Below are 24,040 nucleotides of genomic sequence, written 5' to 3' on the forward strand. Positions count from 1 at the left end.
TTTCTACTGCTAATCGGTGTCCATTCCTCTCCTTATCTGCTTTCAATTAGCAACAAACTTTTAGAAAACAGCCTAAAAAAGATATGATTCAGTAATTGATCGCCTTTCCTTTTCCATGGTCTTGCTGCACCGCTTCCTCGATCCTTCTGATATCTTTTTTCATCATGATCGAGAAGAGGAGGGCAAGGAGGATCAATCCTAGGAACACATAAAAGACGGGTATGTAACTGTCGGATCTTTCTCTGATTTGTGTGACAAGCATAGGACCAAATACACCGCCTAGTGACCATGTCGTCAACAGGTATCCATGAATGGCGCCCAGTTGTTTCGTGCCAAACAGATCACCGATGAACGCGGGCAGGTTGGAAAAGCCTCCGCCGTAACAACTGACCACAAGCAAAATGAACAGCTGGAACAAGATCACGTTGGTTGTGATTGGAAGTGTAAAGAAAGCTCCCATTTGTATCAGGAAAAAGATCAGGAACACGTTTGGGCGGCCAATATAATCAGAGGCTGTTGCCCAGATAAGTCTGCCACCGCCATTAAAGACACCCATGATTCCAACCATCAAGGCTGCTGCAGCTGCAGATAACCCCACAACTTCCTGGGCCATTGGTGAAGCCACCGATATCATCATGATTCCGGCCGTCGTATTGATGAGCATCATTCCCCAAAGCAGCCAGAACCGTTTCGTTCTGACAGCTTCCCTTGAGGTCAATTGCTGCAAGTCCTTTTTAAAGACTCTCTTCCCGGATGCCATGTCCTTTTTCATAGAATCCGGCATCCAACCCTCTGGAGGTGGTGCAATGTATGACGCCCCTAGGAGGATGAAAACGAAATAAGCAGCACCCAGTATATAAAACGTATTCGTGACCCCGACAGCAGGCATCAGATTGGCGGCAATCGGGGCTGTAAGAAGAGAGCCTGTCCCAAATCCAAGGACAGCTAATCCTGTAGCCAGCCCTCTCCGGTCAGGAAACCATTTGACGAGTGTCGAGACAGGTGAAATATAACCAATACCAAGTCCTAATCCACTCGCGACCCCGTAAGTGAACAGGAAAAAAGGCAGTGAATCGATCACTAAAGCGAAACCAGAACCAGCTTGTCCAACCCCAAATAATATACCAGCTAGAATCGCTGATTTTTTCGGTCCGTTCCGTTCGACGAATTTTCCAAACAATGCAGCCGAAGATCCCGCTAGTCCCATCATGATCGTGAAAGCAATCGTTACCTCTGTTGGAGACCATCCCATTTTGTCACTGATCGGTGTGATATATACGCTATAAGCATATGCACCCCCGATTGAAAGGTGGATGGCGATAGCTGATATCGCGATCAACCATCTGTTTTTCTTTGTGTGCATTTTGTACCTCCTCTAGTGTCTTTTGCTGTAATCGGATACATAACACAATACAAGGGCAAACATTAAAAATCAAACTTTTTGAAATAGTTTGAAATTAAAATCAGCCGTAGAACTCCATTATGAAAACTTCATGAAAGCAAGCGCTTACAAGGATCATAAGCAATCCTTTCAATTTGACTATCCGAAAGATTCTGATAACATATTATAAAACAGCGAGCTACCACGGATATCTATATAAAAAAACAGGAAGGTGAAAGCGTGACTTTACAAAAAGTAGAACAAGAAAAGACAAGTGCAATTACACCCCTACGACGTGATGTGAACATCCTGGGTAATATGCTCGGTGAGATTCTGGTCCATCATGGCGGGGAAGAATTGTTGAACAAAGTAGAAACAATTCGTGAATTGACGAAAGAACTGAGAAGAAATCGAGAAACCTCTACGTATGAAAAATTGAAAAATGAAATTAAATCCTTGAAACCTCCGATGCGTCCACAGGTGATCCGCGCATTCTCAATCTATTTCCACCTTGTGAACATTGCAGAACAGAACCATCGCATTCGCCGCCGCCGCGAATATCAGCTATTTGAAGATCAAGGTGTACAGCCTTATTCCATTGAGAGTGCAGTCCTGTCATTGAAAGACCATAACATCGATGAAAAGGTCATTCAGGAGGTGCTTGATGAATTATCACTTGAATTGATCATCACAGCACATCCGACTGAAGCGATGAAACGTACAGTACTTGAAATCCAAAAAAGGATTGCGACGATCTTGAAGCAGCTCGATCATCCGCAATTAACGAATAACGAACGTGAGCGGATACTGGAGAGCCTGTTCAACGAGGTGACTGTCCTGTGGCAGACCGATGAATTGAGGCAGCGGAAACCGACCGTCATGGATGAGGTACGAAACGGCCTTTATTATTTTGATCAGACACTATTTGACGTACTCCCTGATATCCATCAGGAGCTAGAGGATCGGTTGGAAGAAAATTATCCTGAGGAAAAATGGAACGTACCGAACTTCCTTCGTTTTGGTTCCTGGATCGGTGGAGATAGGGACGGAAATCCGAATGTTACCCCAGAAATAACCTGGGAAACATTGACCAGGCAGAGAAGTCTAGTGTTGAAAAAGTATGAAGAAGTGCTGGTCGAATTGATGAAGCGGTTCAGCCATTCCACTAACCGCGTCAAAGTGAGTGAGGAACTCCAGGCTTCTGTAGAAAAGGAAGAATCCTTCATTAAAAAAGAGGAAAGATGGCCGATAAAAGAAGAAATGTACCGCCGTAAATTCGCGATCATTTTAGAGCGATTGCGTCAGGTTGGAAAATCTAAAACAGGTTATCAATCTGCCGACCAATTACTCGCCGATCTTCAATTGATCCAGAGAAGCGTGAAAAACCATCAGCCTTCAAAACGGGAATTGAAGATGCTGCGTAAACTGGTTCGCCAGGTGAAACTGTTTGGCTTCCACTTGGCTACACTGGATATCCGTAATCACAGCGGAGAACATGAAGCAGCGATCGCAGAACTTTTACAAAAGGTGAACATCCAAAGTGATTATAGTAATCTCTCAGAAACCGAAAAGGTTGAACTGTTGGAGGCGGTATTGAAAGATCCGAGGCCTATTACGCTGCTGAATGAAGACTATAGTGAAGATACACAGGAAATGTTGAAAGTCTTCCAATTGATCCGTGATGCCCATAAAGAATTCGGTGAAAATTCCATCGAAGTGTATCTGGTCAGTATGACAGAATCAGCAAGTGATCTATTGGAAGTATTGGTTCTGGCGAAAGAAGCGGGTATTTACCGACTGCATGCAGATGGACAGGTCGAAAGCAATCTGAATGTAGCCCCACTACTAGAAACCGTAGATGATTTGGTGGCCGGACCAGAGATCCTGAAAACATTGTTCGAAATGGACGTATATAGAAAACATCTGGACAACCGTAACAATCATCAAGAAGTCATGCTAGGGTACTCTGACGGGAGTAAGGACGGCGGAACGTTGACAGCCAACTGGAAGCTTTATAAAGCGCAACAAGAAATTCATGATATGGCAAAAGAATACAATGTCCGCTTGAAATTTTTCCATGGCCGTGGAGGCTCACTCGGCCGGGGTGGAGGTCCATTGCACAGAAGTATTCTATCGCAGCCTGGAGAAACGTTAGGCGATGGTGTGAAAATCACGGAACAAGGCGAAGTTTTATCGTCCCGTTATCTGTTGAGTGATATTGCATACAGAAGCCTTGAACAGGGCGTATCCACATTAGTAGAAGGTGCGGCTCATATATCGGAAGAGACGGAGCAGGTGCCTAATCGTAATGATAAAAAGTGGGATCAAGCCATGGAAGATATTGCAGATGTGTCTCTTGAAAAATATCAATCTCTTGTTTTCGCAGATAAAGATTTCCTGACGTATTTCAATGAAGCTACTCCGCTCCAAGAACTGGGTGAATTGAATATCGGTTCCCGTCCGATGAAACGGAAAGACAGTACCAAGTTTGAAAACTTGAGGGCGATCCCTTGGGTATTCGCTTGGACACAAAACCGCCAGTTGATTCCAGCGTGGTATGCAGCAGGCACAGGATTAGCTGATTATGCTTCCAGAAGTGAAGATCACTTGAATCAATTGCAGCAAATGTATGAGAACTGGCCATTCTTCAAGTCTACGATTGATAACTTGCAGATGGCATTGACGAAAGCGGATATCCATACCGCTAAAGAATATACAGCTCTTGTACGTGATCAGGCTCTTGGTAAGCGTATCTTTGAAAATATTGTTGATGAATACAACCGGACAAAAAAGGTGCTCTTACAAATTACCGGTGATAACGAGCTTCTCGGCCAGCAGCCGACGATCCAAGAATCTGTTAAGCTGCGGAACCCATACGTGGATCCATTGAACTTCTTACAAGTAGAACTCATCAAGGAACTTCGTGAAAACGAAACAGAAGATGTTGATACACTGACAGAAGTATTACTCACAATCAGCGGCATCGCAGCAGGTTTGCGTAATACCGGCTGATTTAGCCTACCCATAAAAATAGCAGTGTGATTTCCACAATAAATCACACTGCTATTTTATTTTTTGATATAGAAATTGCTTTAAGTGAAATTCGCTATACTCCTGTGGGAAAAGCGAGTCAGGCGAGACCCCACGCTTTATAAGATCTTCGAGTATAATAATGAACTTCGACTAAATACCACCACGTCCTGTAGTGAACGTCGAAGTCAGTACATCCTGTACAAGTACGTCCTGCGCCTGCGGTTACTCGGCGCATAACTACAAGGGTGGAATATGAGTCCGTGGTCTTGTGGTGAACGTCGAAGTTAGCATAAGGAAAGCTTCTAAGAATACTTATCGGAGACACGAAAATGATTTCATTTTTGTGTTGACATCCTGTGCAAGTGAGGAGGATTGCGGAATTAGGCTAATTCAGAGAAGTAATGTCTAGCTCAGCGACCAGTCACTTGGATCACTTCAGAATTCCTGCGGCGGCAACACACTGATTTAACATCTTATGTGTGAGCCCACGCAGAACCGAACTTTGTTTGGTTCGAGCCTCCTCGTCAGTCTTCCAGTGACCTACGTGACTAAGCGTGGTCGCTTCCGCTTTTCTTAAGCCCGCGGAAAGGGAGTGAAGTTCGCAGAAATCAACAAGCCATTTTTAAAAGGGATTATTGGTTTTCTAGGATTTCTTCTTTTGAAACAATACGCCAACCGTGCTCTTCAAGGTTCATAATATATGTATCTACTGGGATCTCCTCTAATTCTATCGCAAGTGGCGTCAAAGAAACCCAACACTCATCAGAAGCATAATCGATTGTTACTTTAACTACTTCATAACCGTTATGGAATTCAGGATGAAAACCTGGATCCTCGATTATATCCCCTTTAATAGGGCGGATAGTTGAATCAAATGTTTCAGCATTACCTCTTGCGTATTCTGGTCTTTTACGGAGGAGATAAAGATCAATAGATTGATTTTCATTGTATTCCCCTTCTTTAACTAAATTTAATTGTTACGTATTAAACTTTATGAAGTATAACTTATACGATCAATTTTTGCATTCCTCACACATATACAGCCACGTTTTTCTCCTGAAGAGTTGCCCTATATTTAACTAAGTGGTTGAATTTCGGGAAGAAATCATTTATATTTAACTACATGGTTAACCATAATAAAAATCATTTAGATGAAGTTTTTCATGCCTTAGCTGATTCAACGAGAAGAGAACTGGTTCACATGATGGCAGAGAAAGAACGGACAGTTTCAGAGTTGGCAGAGCCATTTGATATGTCTTTGGCTGCGATCTCCAAGCATATCAAGGTATTGGAGCGTGCAAATTTAGTCGATAGGAGTGTGAAAGGAAGGATTCATACATGCCGCTTGAACACTGATTCACTGTATCAAGCAACTGAATGGCTCCGTTTTTATGAAAAGTATTGGAACAACCGTTTTGATCTTTTGGAAAATGAACTGTTGAAAGCCAAAAAGAAGGAACACTAAATTACATAAGGGAGTGTGAATATGAATAACGTTTCAACCACCACTTTAAAAATGACAAGGAATTTTGATGTAGCACCTGAAAGAGTTTTTGATGCATGGCTGAACCCTGAGATGATGAGGAAATGGTTCTTTACACTGGAAGGGACGAATAAGGTGGCACAAAATGATCCTCAGGTAGGAGGTACCTGGGAAATCATTGACCATCGTGAAGGAAAAGATTATCGCGCGATCGGGGAGTATCTTGAAATTGATCCTCCCAATAAAATAGTGTTCACATTTAAAATGCCGCAGTTCAGTGAATCAGAAGATACAATCACAGTGGAGTTCAGAGAAGTTGCCCAAGGCTGTGAGATGACGTTTACTCAAATCATCAACGTCCCTCATGAAGAGAACTGGACAGAAGCCGATATCGAGAAAGCACTTGGAGAGTATCACGAGGGAACTGAACATGGATGGAATCTAATGTTCATGGGGCTTAAGGAATTGGTTGAGACAGGAAAAATTAGTTTTAAAGGATAATAACCGCTTGCACGGACGCAATTCACAAGTAGTGGGTTGGGTTGCGTCAGTAATTTTTATTCTATTTATTACTGGGGTGGAAGAAGTGAATAGTGAGATGAAAAAGGAATTTGAAAAATCAAATTCAAAGGAGAATATGGTACAAGGTGTACAATTCTTCAACCAAGGTATAGCTCAGAAATTTAAAGGAAACACATAAGAAATTTTAAAATGGATTACTCAGGTTCAGCTTTCTCCAACACCCTTGGCACGTGCTGCATATTGCGAAAAAGTATTGCTTGATGAAATAAAGTTAGGAGTAAAACAATATGTCATACTTGGAGCGGGGTTAGATACTTTTTGCTTTCAATATCCAGAATTAAAAAATACGCTGGAGATATTTCCAAATAGATCGCCCTTCTACCCAGGAATTAAAAAAGACAAGATTGAGTAAAGCTAATTTTAACGTTCCGAGTAATCTTCATTTTGTTCCAATGGACTTCACTAAAAAGTTTTCCAATCAAAATCTAATTGATCAAGGGTTTGATTTAAACAAAAAAACTTTCTTTAGTCTTTTAGGAGTTTCTTATTATTTAGCTAAAAACGAAATATCAAACTTAATCGACCATTTATTTGCAAAAGTGCCATCGGGAAGTTCTATTGTTTTTGATTATGCAGATGAAACTTTATTTACCGAAAAGGGTCGCTCTAATAGAGTTGAAAACATGGTTAAAATGGCTGCTGCTAGTGGAGAACGAATGAAATCGTGTTTTTTTTATTCGGAATTGGAGAAAATGTTAGAAAAATCAGGTTTACTTATTTATGAACATTTATCACCGAATAAAATTAATGAACTTTATTTTGGTAATAGAAAAGATTACTTGGCAGCTTTTGAAACCATTCATTACATCCATGCTGTAAAAAAATAAACTCCATTAAAGATAGACATTATATAAAATGACCGAATAGTCTCTCTTAGAGTTTTGTTCGGTTATTTTTTTCGGAAAGGTCAAAGGCTGCTTTTTTAGAGTAGTCTTTTATTATTTGTTTTATATCGTTTTGTTAGATATAATCTAAAAATACGATATAAAGGAGTTTTCGACATGAACCTTAACGAAGAGACCTTAAATAAACATTGGACAGATATTTATTTTATGCTTCACTATCCACACGAAGAAAAAATTACTCACCAGGTCATAAGGATACTTCAACTTGTAGAAAAAAGAGAAAAAGTCGGTATTAATAGCATTGCCTCATATTTCAATGTATCTCACAATACGGCATCAGAAAATGTCAAACGTATAATAGCCAAGAAATACTTAAAAAAGAGAAGGGATCCAGAAGATGATAGAAGGGTGATATTGAATATTACTACATTAGGTAAAGAAGTGTTGTACAGAAACACGAGTCTTGATTACGATAAGTTGAAGAGTATTATAAATAATATGTCCTCAGATGAACAACTTTTAGTTAAAAATGCTTTTGAATTGTTGAAGAAGCGTGCAGAGAATGTTCACTTTAGTTAAAATTTTATTATCCGCTCTTTTGATTGGGTTAGTCACTGAAATCGCAAGACGTTTCCCTGCATATGGAGGAATCATAGCAGCTTTACCACTTGTAAGTTTGTTAAGTATCATCTGGTTATATGTACAAGGAGAAGAGAAGTTACATATCAGCAAATTTGCCTTGGGGGTATTGTGGGGCTTTCCAGCGACAGCTGTATTATTAATCATTGTCTATATATCTTTGAAGCATTCTATTCATTTATATATATCCATATCATTAGGCATAGGTGGCTGGCTGATCTTCTTAATGCTGCAAAGCCGTGTAATAAGATATATAAAACACGTTTTCTTAATTAGTTGAACAAATTCCTACTACTTATTGTGAGGGGTGTTTATGTCCAAAATACAATACTCGATCGTAGATGTTTTTTCGCAAGGGAAATATACAGGAAATCAGCTTGCTGTATTCAAGCTAACTGGATACATTGCTGAGCATGAAATGCAACAAATAGCTAAAGAAATTAATTTTTCAGAAACGACTTTTGTATTATTTGATACTAATATCAATGGCTATGAGATTCGCATTTTTACTCCTAATCAGGAGATTCCCTTTGCTGGACATCCCGCGTTAGGAACTGCATCTGTCATCCAAAATGAAATAGTAAAAGAATCCTTAGATAAACTTACCTTGAATTTTAAAGCTGGGAAAGTACCAGTTTTGTTTGATAATCCAAAAGAAATTCTATGGATGCAACAAAATAAACCGACATTTGGTAGAATCTTAGATATTGATAAAGTTTCTGATGTGTTGAATATTGATAAGCGACACATAGAGGATAGATTTCCGATCCAAGAGGTTTCAACGGGACTTCCTGTAATTGTTGTACCTTTAAAATCTTTAGACGCTATTAAAAAAGTAAAGATAAATAAAGATAAATACTTTCAGCTAATTGAAGGGATAGACGCTAAAGGTATAATGGTTTTTTCTCCAGAAACGTATCATCCGGAAAATGATTTGAACGTTAGAGATTTTGCAGAGTTTTATGGAATTCCTGAAGATGCAGCTACTGGTAGTTCTAACGGTTGTTTAGCTTCATATTTACTTAAATATCGCTATTTTGAAAAAAATGAAATCAAACTTCGTGTGGAACAAGGATATGAAATCAATAGGTCGTCTCTGTTGTTTCTTGATGCATGGGAGATTGATGGAGAATATAATGTTTATGTAGGAGGAAGAGTTGAAAAAATCGCTCACGGTGAATGGTTTATATAAAAGCTCTAGGGTGAGCAAACTTTCACAAAGTTACCAGATGTAATCAAATTGAGGTGTTTTCTATGATATTAGTAAGCTCCTGTTTAGCAGGATTAGCGGTAAGGTATGACGGAACGCATTGTATGAATCAAAAGGTCTGTGAACTCATAGAAGGTAATAAGGCAATACCGGTTTGCCCGGAATTGCTTGGTGGTTTTCCAACCCCTAGAGAACCTGCTGAAATAATAGGTGGGAACGGGGAGGATGTATTGGATGGAAAAGCTAAAGTGATTGAGAAATCAGGAAGGGACGTTACAGAATTATACATAAATGGAGCATACTCTACTTTAAAAAAAGCCAAAGAAGTTGATGCGACAGTAGTTGTTCTAAAGGAATCTAGTCCATCCTGCGGAAGTTCCATGATTCATAGTGGCGGATTTACAGGGCAAAAAATTTCTGGAAGTGGGGTTACTACATCTTTATTAAAAAGAAATGGTTTACGAGTTCTGTCAGAAGAACAATTTGCAGATTACCTTAAATAAATTGACAAAAAGTGAAGCAGTTGAAAATCGAATTAGTAATGGTGCTAATCAAGTAATAATAAACGTGAAATATTGTGGTTGGAGTTGCTTTGATGAAAAGGTTAGTGATTATCCCAGTCGGTAAAACCCATAGCGGGAAAACGACATTTGCTAAAATATTAGAACGATAAATGTGCAACTCACTGGTGATAGATCAAGATAACCATGCTGAATTCATCAATACCTTTTACAAAACCTTACTACCAAAACAAGGAACTAATACAATCAAGTATGCCATCACTCGAACAATTGTTGATTATGCTGTTGATCAAACTGATTTTCATCTCATTCTTTGCAACTCTAATCGTGCTCGCAAAGTTCGTTTGGATCTGCTTGCACATTTTCACAAAAAAGGATTTACCAGCATCCTCGTTCTTTTTGATATTCCAGATCATGTTCTTCAAGCGCGAGTCGCTAAAAGTCAGCGTAGTACAACTATATTCAGGAGTGCTTCTACTTTCGAAGAAGTGCTTACTCGGCAACAGGTTGAGTCTTATAAAGACGAGGTCTCAGAACCAATAGAAGGAGAAGCTGATCATTTATTTGTAGTCAAAAACACCGATGAAGTTCAAGCTGTTACTCGAAGAATTGTCAATATTGCTCAAAATTTATGAGTATCCTCGATGTGACCCTCAAGTTGTACATAAAAATAGAGCTGTTTAATGGAGGAACTATTTGGAGGTAGAATATTTGAAAAAATGGATAAGTGTTATAGTTGCTTTAATTTTTGAGTTTATACTATTTCACTCAACACCAAGTGTGGCATTAAGAACTCAAGTGTTTTTTATGGGTTATCCAAAAACTTCGATTACATCGGGAATTATTGAAGACGACTTATCATAATAAAGTAGATAAAGAGATGTTTGCCGAGTTGAATGCTAAAGCATATACCTTAACAACTCCACCAATTGAAAAAGCTACTCAAGGTGAATTAAGAAACTACCTTGTTAGAAAGATCGGATTCTTATACTTTGCAGAATTTTATGGTGAAGGGTAATTATTCGAGAAAAGGGGCTTGTCTGAATAGGATAAGCTTTTTTTTATGAAATTAACGTTTAAATTCCACAATTCAGAGTGGTATTGAGTCCATAAAAAACTTGAGTGGGTGAAATAGGGTGGGACGCAATGGGTTTAAGTTATGCGGGGGATTTCATAACGATGTTTACTATATTAAAGAGATAGAAAAAGTAGCAAGAATATCTAAAGATAGGAAATCGAAAGAATGGCAGGAATGTACTTTACAAAACTTAGAGGACAATATCAAGAACCAAATGCCATATGGAGATAGTAGTGATTTTTCTGTTTATCTGTAATTTGAACTTATTTATACATAAAGCTCAGAGCATTAAAACTCTGAGCTTTTCTCCACTTATACTTTAAAAAGGATTCGTCGCCCACTGAAGAGACTGTTTGATAAAGATACGTGGATGTAATTTCAGCTGAGAAACAATATGTTCCGCCAAATCCTCAGGTTGCATGTATTTCTCTTTGTCAGCTTCATCAAGCTTATCCCCAAAGGAAAGATCAGTCGCCACTAAGCTCGGATTCAGTGTCATGACACGGATGTTATTTTTACGGACTTCCTGCATCAATGCTTCCATAGTACCTTGAACGGCAAACTTCGAGCCACTGTAAGCCGTGCTATTCGCAGTGCCTTTCAACCCGCTACTGGATGAAATAGTGATGATGTCTCCGTGGTTTTTCTCGATTAGCTGAGGCAAAACAGCTCGTGTAACATGATACGTCCCAAACACATTCACTTCAAAGGTTCTCTTCCACTCTTCCGGAGCGATTTCTAGAAACGCTCCATACGTTCCGATGCCTGCATTGTTGATCAAAATATCGGTTGACCCGAGTTCGTTTTCAAGTTTGGAAACTGCATTTTCCACTTGTTCCATATCTGAGATATCAGCTACAGCTACACTGGACTTTACACCTAGTGATCTCGCTTCTTCTGCAACTTTCTCAAGTGAACTTTGTGTACGGGCGATCAAGCCGACATGGACACCTTCACGTGCAAGCTCTAATGCCGTAGCTTTTCCGATTCCTCGACCAGCACCTGTAATATAAGCGGTTTTACCTTCAATCGATTGTGCCATCATGAACCATCCTTTCATAATAAATCTATCGCAAGTGTACGGTTATGAAGGAGGATAAGCAAATGTTAGTTATCTTGGTAGCGAAATTGATTAGTGAATTATTATCTATCACTATTATAGTAGTACAAACATATAATTTTTTAGCTGAATAAAGCATTTCCTTATTAAAACGATATGTATTGATAGTATGATTATTTTGTAATTAAAAAATGGAGGTTGGAGGGGCTGTTATGGACATTATATTAGATGACTTAACTAAGGCTGAAGTAGGTGAATTGGTGAGGGGACATCTTCAGGGAATGACACTCCATTCCCCGCCAGAAAGTATACATGCACTAGATCTTGAGGCATTACGGAAACCAGAAATAACATTCTGGAGTGCATGGAAAGAGGGAGAATTAGTTGGCTGCGGGGCTCTTAAGGAACTTGATAGCCAACATGGAGAAATTAAGTCAATGCGAACTTCTTCTTCTCATCTAAGAAAAGGTGCTGCAAAGCGAATCCTTGAACACATCATTGGAGAAGCCAAGGAACGTGGTTATCGAAGGTTGAGTTTGGAAACAGGGTCAATGGATGCTTTCGTCCCAGCCAGGAGACTTTATGAGAATTTTGGATTTCAATATTGCAAGCCGTTTGCTGATTATATTGAGGATCCCAACAGTATGTTCATGACGAAGGAACTTTGAAATCTTCTTTTTTATGGAATGAATGATTGAGTTAATTTCCTTGTTTTGAAATAATAATTGGTATTAAGTAAAGAACTGTTTTGTTGAATGAATACGTCCTCCATTATGAATGTGGGACATATGGAGGAAGAAACAGAACCACAAATATTAAAAGTCTTGACCTATAATTCCTTTATATTACAAAAGAGCCTCAGTTATTGAGGCTCTTTCAGATTGGTGTTTTGTTGAAATTATTCTACTCTAATTGCCCCGACATAATATTTCTTAGCAACTTCGTCCGTCATATTGAACGTTTTGACCGTTCCATAAGCTTTGTAGGAAATCACGTATTGTCCGTCTCCGATATAGATGGCCGCATCAGCAAGGTTGTCACGGCTACCGCCGAAGAGGAGGACATCACCAGGCTGAAGGTTCGACTGATCGCTGATCCATTCACCATGATTGCTCATGTCCTGAGCGTTCTCCGGAAGGGTGATGCCTTCTGCAGCATAAAGCTCCGAAACAAAGGTTTCAGACTGGTCATCTGTGACTTGTTCTCCAAGATGGGATTTCGCTTCATCGGCGATTCTGTCCCCTAATGGAGGAGTCGTTGGTTCAGATAGCCGGATCGCTCCCACATAGTATTGTTTTGCGACATCATCCGTCATATTGAATGTTTTGACGGTTCCATAGGCTTTGTAGGAGATCACGTATTGTCCATCTCCGATATAGATGGCCGCATCAGCAAGGTTGTCACGGCTACCGCCGAAGAGGAGGACATCACCAGGCTGAAGGTTCGCTTGATCGCTGATCCATTCACCATGATTGCTCATGTCCTGAGCGTTCTCCGGAAGGGTGATGTCTTCTGCAGCATAAAGCTCCGAAACAAAGGTTTCAGACTGGTCGTCTGTGACTTGTTCTCCAAGATGGGATTCCGCTTCATCGGCGATCCTGGCCCCTAATGGAGGAGTCGTTGGTTCAGATAGCCGGATCGCTCCCACATAGTATTGTTTTGCGATATCATCCGTCATATTGAACGTTTTGACCGTTCCATAAGCTTTGTAGGAAATCACGTATTGTCCGTCTCCGATATAGATGGCCGCATCAGCAAGGTTGTCACGGCTACCGCCGAAGAGGAGGACATCACCAGGCTGAAGGTTCGCTTGATCGCTGATCCATTCACCATGATTGCTCATGTCCTGAGCGTTCTCCGGAAGAGTGATGCCTTCTGCAGCATAAAGCTCCGAAACAAAGGTTTCAGACTGATCGTCTGTGACTTGTTCACCAATACGGGATTTTGCCTCTTCTGTGATCTTTTCTCCCAGACTAGGTTCAGCCGGTTCATTGTTTTTATCATCAGAAGCCGCAAGTGAATCCCATAAAGCAGGGTCTTCCTGTCCTAATGCCCAGGCTCCCCAACCTTTCAATCCGAATTCTTCCGCGATTGAAATTTTTTCTTGGAGGCTTCTTGCATCATCAAACCAAATTTCATAGTCAGTTCCTGAACTTTGGTCCGTGAAAATGGTATAGTTGGATTTCGACTGTTCGTCCCATTTTACATCGGCATTGTTTTCCTGGATAAGGGCATTTGTCCTAGAGTAAGTGATGCCATACCCTTTCGTTGTATCTGTCCAATAACGACCGTAAAATGGAACTCCTAAAACCAGTTTTTCATTCGGAATTTTAGTAGTTAAATAGCTGACAGAATTTTTCATCCAGTCATAAGGGGCGACGGGTCCCTCAGGGCCGCCAGGATAGCTGTAATCATAAGCCATGATGAAGACCGTATCGGCAATGTTTCCAAGTGCTTCGTAATCATAGGATCCATACCATCCATAGTACGTATCCTGGACAGCAGGAGCGACAGCCACATCGACCGTTTTACCATGCGGTTGAAGCTGATCAGCTAATAAACGTACGAAATCGGTATGTTGATCTCTTTCTTTCTCTGAGAGATTTTCAATGTCGACAACGACTCCATCCAAGTTGTATTCAAGGACACTTTGAGTCACTTGATCAGCGAGGTTTTCCCGGTTTTCCATCGCTTTGACACCGAGTTCATAATTAAAAGAGTTTCCGAGAAACGGCGTCACTTTGTACCCGTTGTTGTGGGCATAATCGACCATTTCAGGATCGACTGTTTCGATCAAGTTTGCGTCTTGATCAAGATGGAAATACTCGGGTGAGATCGTTCCGACTTGATTGTTCGTTTTAGAAAGCTGTTGCTTGTATTCTTCAGTAGTCCCGCCAAACAGGTAAACGATATTATTCGTATCCGGTGTCTCCTGAGCAGAAGCACTATTTATTAGAGGGAATGAAAACATAAAAAATAAACCTAACAACCAGACAACTTTTTTCAAATAAAACTTCCCCTTCCCACAAAAGTTTTTATTTCCCATACTTAGATTACAATTCCCTTAAACTTGTAATCTATTTGAAAAATAAGTAATATTAATGACTTTTTTAGTGTAGCAACAAGATTACTTGTTATACAACAGTAATCAGTCAAGTAAATTATGGAAATAGCTTATTGAAACAAAAAAAGTCCCGAAAAATCGGAACTCTTTTATAATCAAACTAGTTTTTTATCCAACTAGACCCGGGTCCATTTTATTCAGTTTCGGAGTTCATTTTTTGATCCTAGGTTCTAATACGCGTTCGACGTCTTTTTCATTCATACCTGGTTGGATATCTTTCCGGTAAAGGATTTCAATCAATTTCTCATCGACTTCACTGAGCTTGGTAACCCGGTTGTTGTTATAGGGATAAAGAATGCTCTTTTCATTATTCTCTAAATGACCATACAGACCAAGTGAGTGGATGATTTCATGTAAAATGGTAGTTTTCCGTAATTGCTGGTCCGTGTCTGTACCAACAAGAATCTTGGAAGTTATGATATTACCGTCCATCGTGACTTTTTCAGGTATGGCTACGCCTACAATCTGTTTATTCCCGACTCTCAAATCCTCTTTAAATCCATAATCTTTGAATTCATGGGTCGGAACGAAATGGATATCCAACTGATGGTTTGTGTAATTTGATGTCCCGTTTTTTAGTATTTTGAATTCGATTGGAAGCATTTTATTTAATCTATCAAAATAGGATTTGAGAACGTTGGAATCTTGGGTTGTAGGCTCTCCGTGGACATAGACACCGACATAATAGGTCCACTTGATCACCTCTGTTAATAGCTTTTCTCCGTTATGGAAATATAATTGTTTGAATGTATTGACTGTTTCTCTCGAATATGTACGGTTATCTATTTGAAACTTTATTTTTCTATCTGAAGTCAATCCATTATCTTTAACCGCTTGAATATATAAGGTGTGATCCCCTTCTTTGTTATACGCTTTCTCCAGGTTATAGGGTTTGTCATCCATCCTTATCTCATATTCGATGCCGTCCTCCTTAACCAACCTGAATTTTACTTCTTTATAATATACCTTCTTTAAATCGTCATTGAATTCAGGTTTTTTTGGTGGTTGATCATCGATTTCAAATGTAACCGTTTTGGTTTCCTCATTCCACCACCGTTCGGCTGTGACAGTCAACTGATATTTTCCGTTTCCAGTCACTTTATGACCATTTTGGATATCTTTACCGTTCAACTGCATCGTAAAGTTACCAGCAGCTTCTTCATCGACCTTTATTGAACGAGCGTCAGGATAGACCTTTTCGTTTTCGATACCTGATATTTGGATTTCCGGCTCAGGTATACATCCTGACAAGACAAATAGGCTTAAAAAAATAAATATTGCTCTCAATTATGCCACCTCCCATCATCCATTATAAACATAGACAATTACAGATTTGGCTGGCAATTATTTCATATTGTGTCATGAACAGAAGTGAAATTTACTTACAATAGAGGAGTTTATATTTTTATATAGCGATACTTACTTTTTAATTTGAATATATCCACATGGATAACTACCTGGAAAAAAGAACCATGATAAGATTCATAGAATCTCCATAATTTATTTGATAAGGTAATAATAGTTTTTTGGAATCTATTTACTACATAAAATTTTAGTCATTCCCACTAATGATAGTTTGGAGGAATTGGATGTCTAAAGATCATGAAGAAAAACAAAAATTAAAAGTCATACAATTCGATAAAAGTAAAAATACGCTGGTAGAAACATCACAACCTCAAGAAACTTTTGGGGATGTAGGAGGGCTGGAAGCAGTTAAAAAAAAGATACGGATGAATTTTATCTTACCATTGAAAAATCCTGAATTTTTTGAAGCATATGGTAAAGAGGCTGGAGGAAGCTTATTACTTTACGGTCCTCCTGGATGTGGGAAAACTTTCCTTGCTAAAGCGATCGCCGGTGAAATAGATGCTAATTTCCTGCACCTTGAATTACAAGGTATTTTATCAATGTATGTCGGCGAAAGTGAACATAACCTTCATGATGTTTTTGAAAAAGCCAGGGAACAAAAGCCTTGTGTTTTATTCATTGATGAGTTGGATGCATTAGGGGGAAGCCGTCATAATATGAGGCAGCATCATGAAAGAATGCTTGTCAATCAATTATTATTAGAGCTGGATGGACTTCAGTCACATAACGATCAGGTCTATTTGATAGGGGCAACGAACACTCCTTGGTATTTAGATCCGGCTTTAAGACGACCAGGAAGATTCAACAGTTTAATTTTCATACCCCCTCCTGCAGAACAGGAACGGAAGGAGATTCTCCATCTTAAAACAAAACAAAAGCCCCAAGAATCTCTGGACTTTCATAAATTCGCAAAGAAAACACAACATTTCTCAGGAGCTGACTTGGAGCAGCTTATTAATGATGCCATTGAAGGAGCATTAAATCGTTCGATGGAAACTGGAGAACTACAGCCAATGACAAATGGTGACCTATCTTCTGCATTAAAAAACCGAAAACCAACAACATTAGAATGGTTCTCCACTGCAAAAAACTATGCAACATTCAGCGATGTAAATAAAGATTACCAGCACGTACTTGAATATATAAAAGAAAACCGAATCTAATGGGATGTGAGTATGTTGAATGAGGAATTACAATTTGCAGCAATGAACAGAATCGAACAGCTTCTTCAATGGAATAGATATAAAGAAGCTATAAAAGAAGCAGAAAACTATATCCGGATGTATTCGTTTGATCCGGACGGATACGCCATGTTAGCAAAAATTTATCTAAGCCAGAAAGAATATGAAAAAACAATACATTGGGTCAAAGAAGCTCTGAAGATAGACCCTCAACATGCGATAGCTTGGCAGATTCATGTAGGCATGTTGTTTCAAAAAAAAGATTGGAAAACCGCGCAAAAAGTGATTAAAGACGCTTTAAATCTATTCCCGGAAGAAAGCTATTTTTACTTTTTAGAAGGAAACATCATGATTCAGCGCGGAAAAGTGAATGAAGCGAAAGAATCCTTTGAACAAGCCATAGCCCGAGGTCCATACAATGCTTTATACCTCGCTAATTATAGCTATGTACTCAGTCTTCTCGGAAAAGATACAGAATCAGTTGAAGCTGAACAACAAGCATTACGGTTAGATCCCGATAATGATCAGGTATTTATGTATCTTGCCTGGGCAAACGATCATAGGGGAGAGTATAAAACAGCTCAACAATATTTAGAACAAGCCGTCCGTCTTGATCCGGAGGACCCACAGCTTCGTAATGAGTATCTTGAAATTTTACAAAAACAATATGTGTTTTACCGCTTTTTCTTATATCCCACAAAACTGATGACCAGGCTTAAGCCTTGGATGGTGTTACTGATTTGGATTGTGGCATGGAAAATTTTTGCACCGTTTCTTGTTTTCTTTATTATTTTTTATGTACTATCACATTGGATAACCAAGGTCATTGTAAACAAAAAAGTGTTTGGCAGATTTTTTAGAAGGTAAACACTATCAGGATCATTACTTTTAAAATGTATGTGTGAAGATAAAAACAAGGAGGTATTTATGCGAAATAATCTCCAAATCGCTTCAAGGAAAAGTCGAATATACGCTTTTCTAATAGACCATGTTCTCTTAACTTTTATTATCACTTTTCCCTTTATAATAATTCTTATGACACATCAAGAATCTATGGAAACTGGCATAATGTTTACATTCTTTTACATAGCTATGATTATTGCTCTTATCATTTATACATTCAAAGATGTATTTAAAGGTGTAAGTCCGGGAAAATGGCTTTTCGGAATCGGTGTTCGAGATGAAGACGATCTTACTAGCTCCGTCCATATCGAAGTTATTTTTGAGAAACTTACCGATTGTTATATGGATGGTAGAATTTTTCGTATAGCATGTAATAAAAAAAAACAACGATTGGGAGATAAACTTGCGAAAACAGTTGTTGTAAAAACAAGGGAAATGAGTGTCGGTAAAAGAATTGTAGTTATCCTTTCTGCCATCATTATAATATTTTCATTAATGTTTGTCTCCATCATCTTTATATTTAAAGGGTCCGAAGCATATAAAACATCAGAAAATTATATCAAACATAATCCTGAAATTATTGAAAACACAGGTGGAATTGAAGGGTTTGGATTTTTCCCATCCGGAAGTATACAAACAAGGAGCGGACACGGGGAAGCTTTTTTTACTGTAAAAGTGATGGGAGAAGAAAAAGATATTTATGTGGATATTTATTTAACCAAAATACCAAGAACCGACTGGAATGTTAAAAAGGTAAATTATCATAAATAAATCTGTTTCAATGATTTTCCTATCAAGTACATAAAAAATAGATAAAAATAGTGTGCAAATTATAGAAAATCTTATAAACTTGCTTAAGAAAGCTGATATCAAGCCATCTTACATATTGGTAGGACACCCATTCGGTGACGTCAATGTCAGATTATACAAAAAGACACCCGGAAGAAGTAAAAAGTTACTTCAAAAGTATCTATCGGTAAAGATACAAATGGGGGATTTAAGCTTGATGTTATTCTCAATGTAGGAATTAACGGTGTTTCTTTAGATGAGGCAGAATATTAGTTGAGCAAGCGCATGGAGTATGCCCTTATTCGAAAGCAACCAGAGGCAATATTAATGTAGAACTGGTTACTGAATTGATTTAATGTTAGGAAGGACGATTTGTCAAATAGACGCGTTTATCTATGAACGCGTCTATTATGTTTGTATACCAAAGGAATTCAGATGATTGGATAGAAGTATATACAGTACTAATCCTTTAAATAACTGTACTACTGAAAGGAGCACCCTATGAATATTGATTTCATCAAATTAACAGAACCTACTTCAGCCCTTGTGGAGGTGTTGAACCGTTGGGAAAACGACCCCGCTTTGATCCCGTTTACTCGCCCTCATCAAAACAAGGTGGAATTGGAGCGCAAGAGAATAATCACCTTGGACGAGCTGACACAACGCCTTGAACATCATCATATGTATCTGATTTATCTGGATGACAAGTTGATCGGCGAAATGAACTACATGGTCGACCCTGATCATCTCTACAAAAAAGAGCCAGGAACTGCCTGGATAGGAATTACAATCGGTGAGGATGAAGGCCGGGGCAAGGGGATTGGCTATGCAGCGATGCAATATTTAGAGGAACAGATCAGGCAACAAGCCCATAAACGTATTGAACTTGGCGTGTTTGAATTTAACAAACAGGCGCAGAAGCTGTATAAGAAGTTGGGCTACCAGGACATCGGGCGGATTAAAGATTTCACCTACTGGCAAGATAAATTGTGGTCTGATATCCGAATGGAAAAGTATTTAGATTGAGGAAGAGAAAAGAGCTGAAAATTTACCGTTAAATGGAGATGAAGTGTTCTTGAGGAAAATGGCAGTTTAATGGAATAAATGGATTATAAAGTTATTCTGCATACTGGCCATTTTATGGAATAACTCTAAATCAGGAAATTGGATATTTGTGTTAAATCTATGGAGAGGATTGTGAAGAATTGTACTTAAGCAAACGGCGCAGATTAGTTCAGCAATACAAAAAAAGAACGCCATTTTTCTTTAACGGGTTCCGTTTCCTATCGAAAACATTCAAGATTGGGTGGCTTTTTACAGTAAGTTCTGAAGTACGAATATGTTGCCCTTGAACCAACTATTAGAGGAGGAAGAAGAGTGAGTTTAACATTATCCTTGGATTTTCAGTTCACGACATCAATCGAGAAGGTTTGGTCCGCCTTAACCGATTCAAGCAAGCTTGCCAAGTGGTCATGGAAAAGGATTCAAGGTTGATGTATATTCAAGTAAAGCCAAAAAGTGACAGAAAGAATTGGAGAAATTGAGAATGATCATTCTTGACTGTCAGCTGATCGAAAATTAAAGAGGGGTGATCCTTGATGACAAATAGTAGAAAGAGTCGTAAGGTTGATGGATTTTTAAGAAAAGCCAAAGAGTGGAAAGAAGAATATGAGACGTTGAGAAATATCGTTCTTGACTGTGGGCTGACCGAAGATATAAAGTGGATGCATCCTTGTTACATGGTTGAGAACAAAAACATCGTTCTAATACATGGATTTAAAGACTATTGTGCGCTTCTTTTTCACAAAGGTGCCTTATTACAGGATCCCCATGGGATACTAGTCCAGCAAACGGAGAATGTACAAGCTGCGCGCCAGATCCGGTTCACCAATGTTCAAGAAATAGTTGAAATGGAAGCCATCTTGAAAGCCTATATTAATGAAGCCATTGAAGTTGAAAAAGCCGGTTTAGAAGTGAAAAAGAAAACAGAATTCACAATTCCTGAAGAACTTCAAAATAAATTCAATGAAATCCCTGCCTTGAAAACTGCTTTTGAAGCATTGACGCCGGGACGGCAAAGAGCATACATTCTTTATTTTTCTAAAGCTAAACAATCCAAAACTCGAGAGTCAAGGGTTGAAAAATATATGCAGAAAATTCTCAATGGAAAGGGATTAAATGATTAGTATATTCGATGAGAAAATAAATGAATCAAACTTTAAGATATTACCTCATTTTGCGTTCATTCGAACTCCTTTTTGGATTGCAGGTAACACTTTTAAAACGTAAAAAAACAAAAAAGTGATCCGTAGAGTATAAGTAAACTACCGTGTAACAGGCTTACGGATTACCAGCTAAGAAAAGAAAAATACTGCAAACAAAAGTGTAGCCTTTGGCTTTTTGCTGAAAGGTACGCTTTTTTTCAAATAATGGGGACTCTAATTAAATAGTAATTCGATAATCGGGTGCTATTCCAGAGGAATTGGCGCTCATTTTTTATTTTAGGGCGCTTTCTTTGAAGGTCGCTGAGCTGTTTATACAGCTTTTTTATTTAATAAACGATGCAGGATTGTGGAAGAAGAAATGTAGAATTAGATATTAATGGGTAAATACAAAAATAATAGGAAGTGCTATATATGGAAAACACCATATGTTATACAATTGAACCACCTGAAAATTTTAAACAATTACTGACCTTATACGAATCTTTAGGATGGAATTCACTTGAATTAACAGTTAATGATTTAAAACAAATGTGCAATCAAAGTTGGTATTCAATATATGCTTTTGATAAACAACAATTAGTGGGTATGGGTCGTGTTATATCGGATGGTATGGTTACTGGAATTATTTGTGGAGTCGGTGTGCTACCAAAATATCAATCTAAGGGTATCGGCAAAGAAATGTTGAATCGAATAATTCAACATTGTGAGCAAAATCGAGTTATTCCTCAACTTATGTGTGTGGAAAATTTGGAGACCTATTATGAATCTTTTGGATTTAAGAAATTTTCAATTGGAATGACAAGAAATATAAAACGATAAATGCTTAGGGATTTTTTATTCTTATTAGATCTTTTTTGTACTTACAATACGTAATTTTTAAAAATATTTCAACTAAGAAGCTGGGGGTCTAGACATTGTCCTTCTTTTCGATTTAGTATAAATATTAGTAGGTTGGAATCTTTCATGGTAGAGGGTCTTATTTTACTTAGAAAGGGTGGAGAAATTGAAAGTTCTTGTTGTTGGGGCAAATGGCCAAATTGGAAAGCATCTTGTTTCATTTATTGAGGATAGTGATTCACTGGAAGCAAAAGCAATGATCCGTAATAAGGAACAAGCCTCCTTTTTTGAAAATTTGGGTGCGGAAACCGTAGTGGCGGATCTTGAACAGAACATCGAAACGATTGCAAAAGCTGCTGATGGTGTCGATGCGATCGTATTCACAGCAGGTTCTGGGCCACACACAGGGAAAGACAAAACCATTTTGGTTGATTTGGATGGTGCTGTAAAAACAATCGAGGCAGCAAAACTTGCTGGTGTGAAGCGGTTTATAATGATTAGTTCGTTTGACACGAGCCGCGAAGCAATTCAGGCTGCTCCTTCGTCCTTTGCACCATATGTTGCAGCAAAACATTATGCGGATGAATGGTTAAAGTCCACGGATTTGGATTATACGATTATACATCCTGGTGCGCTGACAAATGATAAAAGAACTGGTCAAGTAAAAGCAGCGTTTGAAGTAGATAGGGGCGAAATTCCTAGAGAGGACGTGGCAAGTGTCATTGTTGCTTGTTTAGAAAATGAGACGACGATTGGAAAGGAATTTCAGGTAGTTACGGGAACGAATCCTATTAAGGAAGGAATAAATTCAATCTAAGTTAAAGTCGACAGTTTTTGCTGTCATAGTTCTATTTAAATGGGAGGCAATTTGCCGACAAGGTGAATTGTCTTCTTTTTGGTGTGCCGGCATGTACCCCCAAATGGACCTATTACATATCAAAAATAAATCAGGTATACGATTCCTGCCAAGACAATCCGATAAATCGCGAATGGAATCAGCTTGATTTTATTGATCATTTTCAGGAAAAATTGTATGGAAAGTAAAGCAAAGATAAAGGCGCTGACAAAACCGACAATGAAAAACGGCAAGGCATCCATTGAAAAGTACTGCCAGTTTTTGACCAGGGAAATGAAACTTGCTCCAGCCATGATCGGGACCGCCATGATAAAAGTGAAGTCTGCCGCTGCACGGTGGCTCATCCCTACGAGAACCCCACCAGAAATCGTAGATCCAGAGCGGGAGAATCCTGGCCAAAGGGAAAAACACTGTATGAGACCTACAGTAAGAGCTTGTTTGTACGTAATCTGATCCACCATTTTGACAGTGGCTTCTTTTTTTCCGAATAGATCTGCGAAAATCATGAAGAATGCCCCGATAACGAGACCGATCAAAACTGTTTTGGTCGAAAATAGATATTCATCGATATAGTCCTCAAACAATACCCCTAAGACCCCTGCAGGCAATAAGCCGACGATCACTTGAGACAACCTGAGTTGATTCTGTGGTTTACCACTGTTGATGCCTTTCTTTCGTTTCAAGCCGACCAGTCCGATCAACCTGTCCCAAAACACGACGACAACAGCTAAAATGGATCCAAGCTGGATGACGACCTTGAAGGTGTTGGCAACATACTTCGTCAAGAACTCTTTAGATTGGAGCCACATGTCATCAACGATGATCATATGCCCGGTTGATGATATAGGTGCGAATTCAGTCAATCCCTCGACCATTCCTAAGATAATCGCTTTTAAAAAGATAATAAGATCCATAAATCATTTAT

Annotated in this window: 23 protein-coding genes and 3 pseudogenes; 21 read left to right on the plus strand and 5 right to left on the minus strand. The window is 38.8% G+C overall.

Going from position 1 to position 24,040, the window contains the following annotated elements; translation table 11 throughout:
• Window positions 1–88: 88 nt before the first annotated feature.
• Window positions 89–1,363 (minus strand): OFA family MFS transporter, encoded by a 1,275-nt coding sequence (locus tag ACJROX_RS05935; RefSeq protein WP_408009835.1) that lies wholly within the window; start codon window positions 1,361–1,363, stop codon window positions 89–91.
• A 258-nt stretch (window positions 1,364–1,621) separates the two neighbouring features.
• Here ACJROX_RS05935 and ppc point away from each other — a divergent pair, with 258 nt between their 5' ends.
• The 11 genes and pseudogenes from ppc (at window position 1,622) to ACJROX_RS05990 (ending at window position 10,712) form a co-directional block, all read left to right on the plus strand.
• On the plus strand, window positions 1,622–4,393 hold the full coding sequence (gene ppc / locus ACJROX_RS05940) for a phosphoenolpyruvate carboxylase (RefSeq protein ID WP_408009836.1): 2,772 nt from the start codon (window positions 1,622–1,624) through the stop codon (window positions 4,391–4,393).
• A 1,144-nt stretch (window positions 4,394–5,537) separates the two neighbouring features.
• Window positions 5,538–5,879, plus strand: coding sequence for an ArsR/SmtB family transcription factor (locus ACJROX_RS05945; RefSeq protein ID WP_408009837.1), 342 nt, complete (start codon window positions 5,538–5,540; stop codon window positions 5,877–5,879).
• Window positions 5,880–5,900: 21 nt separating this feature from the next.
• Complete coding sequence (locus ACJROX_RS05950) at window positions 5,901–6,398, plus strand: SRPBCC domain-containing protein (protein WP_408009838.1); 498 nt, start codon at window positions 5,901–5,903, stop codon at window positions 6,396–6,398.
• Window positions 6,399–6,510: 112 nt separating this feature from the next.
• A pseudogene (locus ACJROX_RS05955) lies at window positions 6,511–7,306 on the plus strand (class I SAM-dependent methyltransferase); the annotation flags it as partial.
• A 174-nt stretch (window positions 7,307–7,480) separates the two neighbouring features.
• Window positions 7,481–7,903, plus strand: coding sequence for a MarR family winged helix-turn-helix transcriptional regulator (locus ACJROX_RS05960; RefSeq protein WP_408009839.1), 423 nt, complete (start codon window positions 7,481–7,483; stop codon window positions 7,901–7,903).
• Window positions 7,887–8,243 carry a DUF3147 family protein gene (locus ACJROX_RS05965; protein WP_408009840.1) on the plus strand — a complete coding sequence of 119 codons (357 nt, stop codon included), beginning with the start codon at window positions 7,887–7,889 and terminating at the stop codon, window positions 8,241–8,243. The genes ACJROX_RS05960 and ACJROX_RS05965 overlap by 17 nt, the downstream gene beginning before the upstream one ends.
• A gap of 33 nt (window positions 8,244–8,276) precedes the next feature.
• A complete protein-coding gene (locus ACJROX_RS05970) occupies window positions 8,277–9,155 on the plus strand; it encodes a PhzF family phenazine biosynthesis protein (RefSeq protein WP_408009841.1) in 879 nt (292 codons plus the stop codon).
• A 62-nt stretch (window positions 9,156–9,217) separates the two neighbouring features.
• Window positions 9,218–9,676, plus strand: coding sequence for a DUF523 domain-containing protein (locus tag ACJROX_RS05975; RefSeq protein WP_408009842.1), 459 nt, complete (start codon window positions 9,218–9,220; stop codon window positions 9,674–9,676).
• Between the two features lie 170 nt (window positions 9,677–9,846).
• Window positions 9,847–10,329 carry an ATP-binding protein gene (locus ACJROX_RS05980; protein ID WP_408009843.1) on the plus strand — a complete coding sequence of 161 codons (483 nt, stop codon included), beginning with the start codon at window positions 9,847–9,849 and terminating at the stop codon, window positions 10,327–10,329.
• Window positions 10,330–10,390: 61 nt separating this feature from the next.
• Window positions 10,391–10,558: a hypothetical protein gene (locus ACJROX_RS05985; protein WP_408009844.1), complete on the plus strand. Its 168-nt coding sequence runs from the start codon at window positions 10,391–10,393 to the stop codon at window positions 10,556–10,558.
• Window positions 10,539–10,712, plus strand: coding sequence for a hypothetical protein (locus ACJROX_RS05990; RefSeq protein WP_408009845.1), 174 nt, complete (start codon window positions 10,539–10,541; stop codon window positions 10,710–10,712). The genes ACJROX_RS05985 and ACJROX_RS05990 overlap by 20 nt, the downstream gene beginning before the upstream one ends.
• Before the next feature lie 379 nt (window positions 10,713–11,091).
• On the opposite strand, the gene ACJROX_RS05995 is transcribed toward ACJROX_RS05990, so the two are convergent.
• The gene (locus tag ACJROX_RS05995; protein ID WP_408009846.1) at window positions 11,092–11,814 is read right to left on the minus strand and encodes a 3-ketoacyl-ACP reductase; all 723 of its coding nucleotides are present in this window, start codon (window positions 11,812–11,814) and stop codon (window positions 11,092–11,094) included.
• A 230-nt stretch (window positions 11,815–12,044) separates the two neighbouring features.
• Here ACJROX_RS05995 and ACJROX_RS06000 point away from each other — a divergent pair, with 230 nt between their 5' ends.
• Window positions 12,045–12,500, plus strand: a complete 456-nt coding sequence (locus ACJROX_RS06000; protein ID WP_408009847.1) for a GNAT family N-acetyltransferase — start codon at window positions 12,045–12,047, stop codon at window positions 12,498–12,500.
• Window positions 12,501–12,730: 230 nt separating this feature from the next.
• On the opposite strand, the gene ACJROX_RS06005 is transcribed toward ACJROX_RS06000, so the two are convergent.
• Both ACJROX_RS06005 and ACJROX_RS06010 read right to left on the minus strand, forming a co-directional pair.
• Window positions 12,731–14,839 (minus strand): NlpC/P60 family protein, encoded by a 2,109-nt coding sequence (locus ACJROX_RS06005; protein WP_408009848.1) that lies wholly within the window; start codon window positions 14,837–14,839, stop codon window positions 12,731–12,733.
• A 267-nt stretch (window positions 14,840–15,106) separates the two neighbouring features.
• Window positions 15,107–16,243 carry a DUF2927 domain-containing protein gene (locus ACJROX_RS06010; RefSeq protein ID WP_408009849.1) on the minus strand — a complete coding sequence of 379 codons (1,137 nt, stop codon included), beginning with the start codon at window positions 16,241–16,243 and terminating at the stop codon, window positions 15,107–15,109.
• A 302-nt stretch (window positions 16,244–16,545) separates the two neighbouring features.
• Here ACJROX_RS06010 and ACJROX_RS06015 point away from each other — a divergent pair, with 302 nt between their 5' ends.
• The 9 genes and pseudogenes from ACJROX_RS06015 to ACJROX_RS06055 all read left to right on the plus strand — a co-directional run bounded on the left by ACJROX_RS06015 (window position 16,546) and on the right by ACJROX_RS06055 (window position 23,076).
• Window positions 16,546–17,487, plus strand: a complete 942-nt coding sequence (locus ACJROX_RS06015; RefSeq protein ID WP_408009850.1) for an ATP-binding protein — start codon at window positions 16,546–16,548, stop codon at window positions 17,485–17,487.
• 15 nt (window positions 17,488–17,502) lie between these two features.
• Entirely contained in the window at window positions 17,503–18,372 is an 870-nt protein-coding gene (locus ACJROX_RS06020; protein WP_408009851.1) for a tetratricopeptide repeat protein, read from the plus strand.
• Window positions 18,373–18,432: 60 nt separating this feature from the next.
• Window positions 18,433–19,179 (plus strand): RDD family protein, encoded by a 747-nt coding sequence (locus ACJROX_RS06025; protein WP_408009852.1) that lies wholly within the window; start codon window positions 18,433–18,435, stop codon window positions 19,177–19,179.
• Window positions 19,180–19,359: 180 nt separating this feature from the next.
• A pseudogene (locus ACJROX_RS06030) lies at window positions 19,360–19,553 on the plus strand (organic hydroperoxide resistance protein); the annotation flags it as partial.
• A 145-nt stretch (window positions 19,554–19,698) separates the two neighbouring features.
• A complete protein-coding gene (locus ACJROX_RS06035; RefSeq protein WP_408009853.1) occupies window positions 19,699–20,223 on the plus strand; it encodes a GNAT family N-acetyltransferase in 525 nt (174 codons plus the stop codon).
• 351 nt (window positions 20,224–20,574) lie between these two features.
• Window positions 20,575–20,667: pseudogene (locus ACJROX_RS06040) on the plus strand (SRPBCC domain-containing protein); the annotation flags it as partial.
• A 128-nt stretch (window positions 20,668–20,795) separates the two neighbouring features.
• The gene (locus tag ACJROX_RS06045; protein ID WP_408009854.1) at window positions 20,796–21,383 is read left to right on the plus strand and encodes a YdeI/OmpD-associated family protein; all 588 of its coding nucleotides are present in this window, start codon (window positions 20,796–20,798) and stop codon (window positions 21,381–21,383) included.
• Between the two features lie 450 nt (window positions 21,384–21,833).
• A complete protein-coding gene (locus ACJROX_RS06050) occupies window positions 21,834–22,241 on the plus strand; it encodes a GNAT family N-acetyltransferase (RefSeq protein WP_408009855.1) in 408 nt (135 codons plus the stop codon).
• Window positions 22,242–22,425: 184 nt separating this feature from the next.
• Window positions 22,426–23,076, plus strand: coding sequence for an SDR family oxidoreductase (locus ACJROX_RS06055; protein WP_408009856.1), 651 nt, complete (start codon window positions 22,426–22,428; stop codon window positions 23,074–23,076).
• Window positions 23,077–23,195: 119 nt separating this feature from the next.
• Here the strand turns inward: ACJROX_RS06055 and ACJROX_RS06060 are convergent, their stop codons facing one another.
• Window positions 23,196–24,029 carry an undecaprenyl-diphosphate phosphatase gene (locus ACJROX_RS06060; RefSeq protein ID WP_408009857.1) on the minus strand — a complete coding sequence of 278 codons (834 nt, stop codon included), beginning with the start codon at window positions 24,027–24,029 and terminating at the stop codon, window positions 23,196–23,198.
• Between the last annotated feature and the right edge of the window lie 11 nt (window positions 24,030–24,040).

The organism is Pseudalkalibacillus sp. A8 (assembly GCF_045920555.1).
Lineage (GTDB): Bacteria > Bacillota > Bacilli > Bacillales > Fictibacillaceae > Pseudalkalibacillus.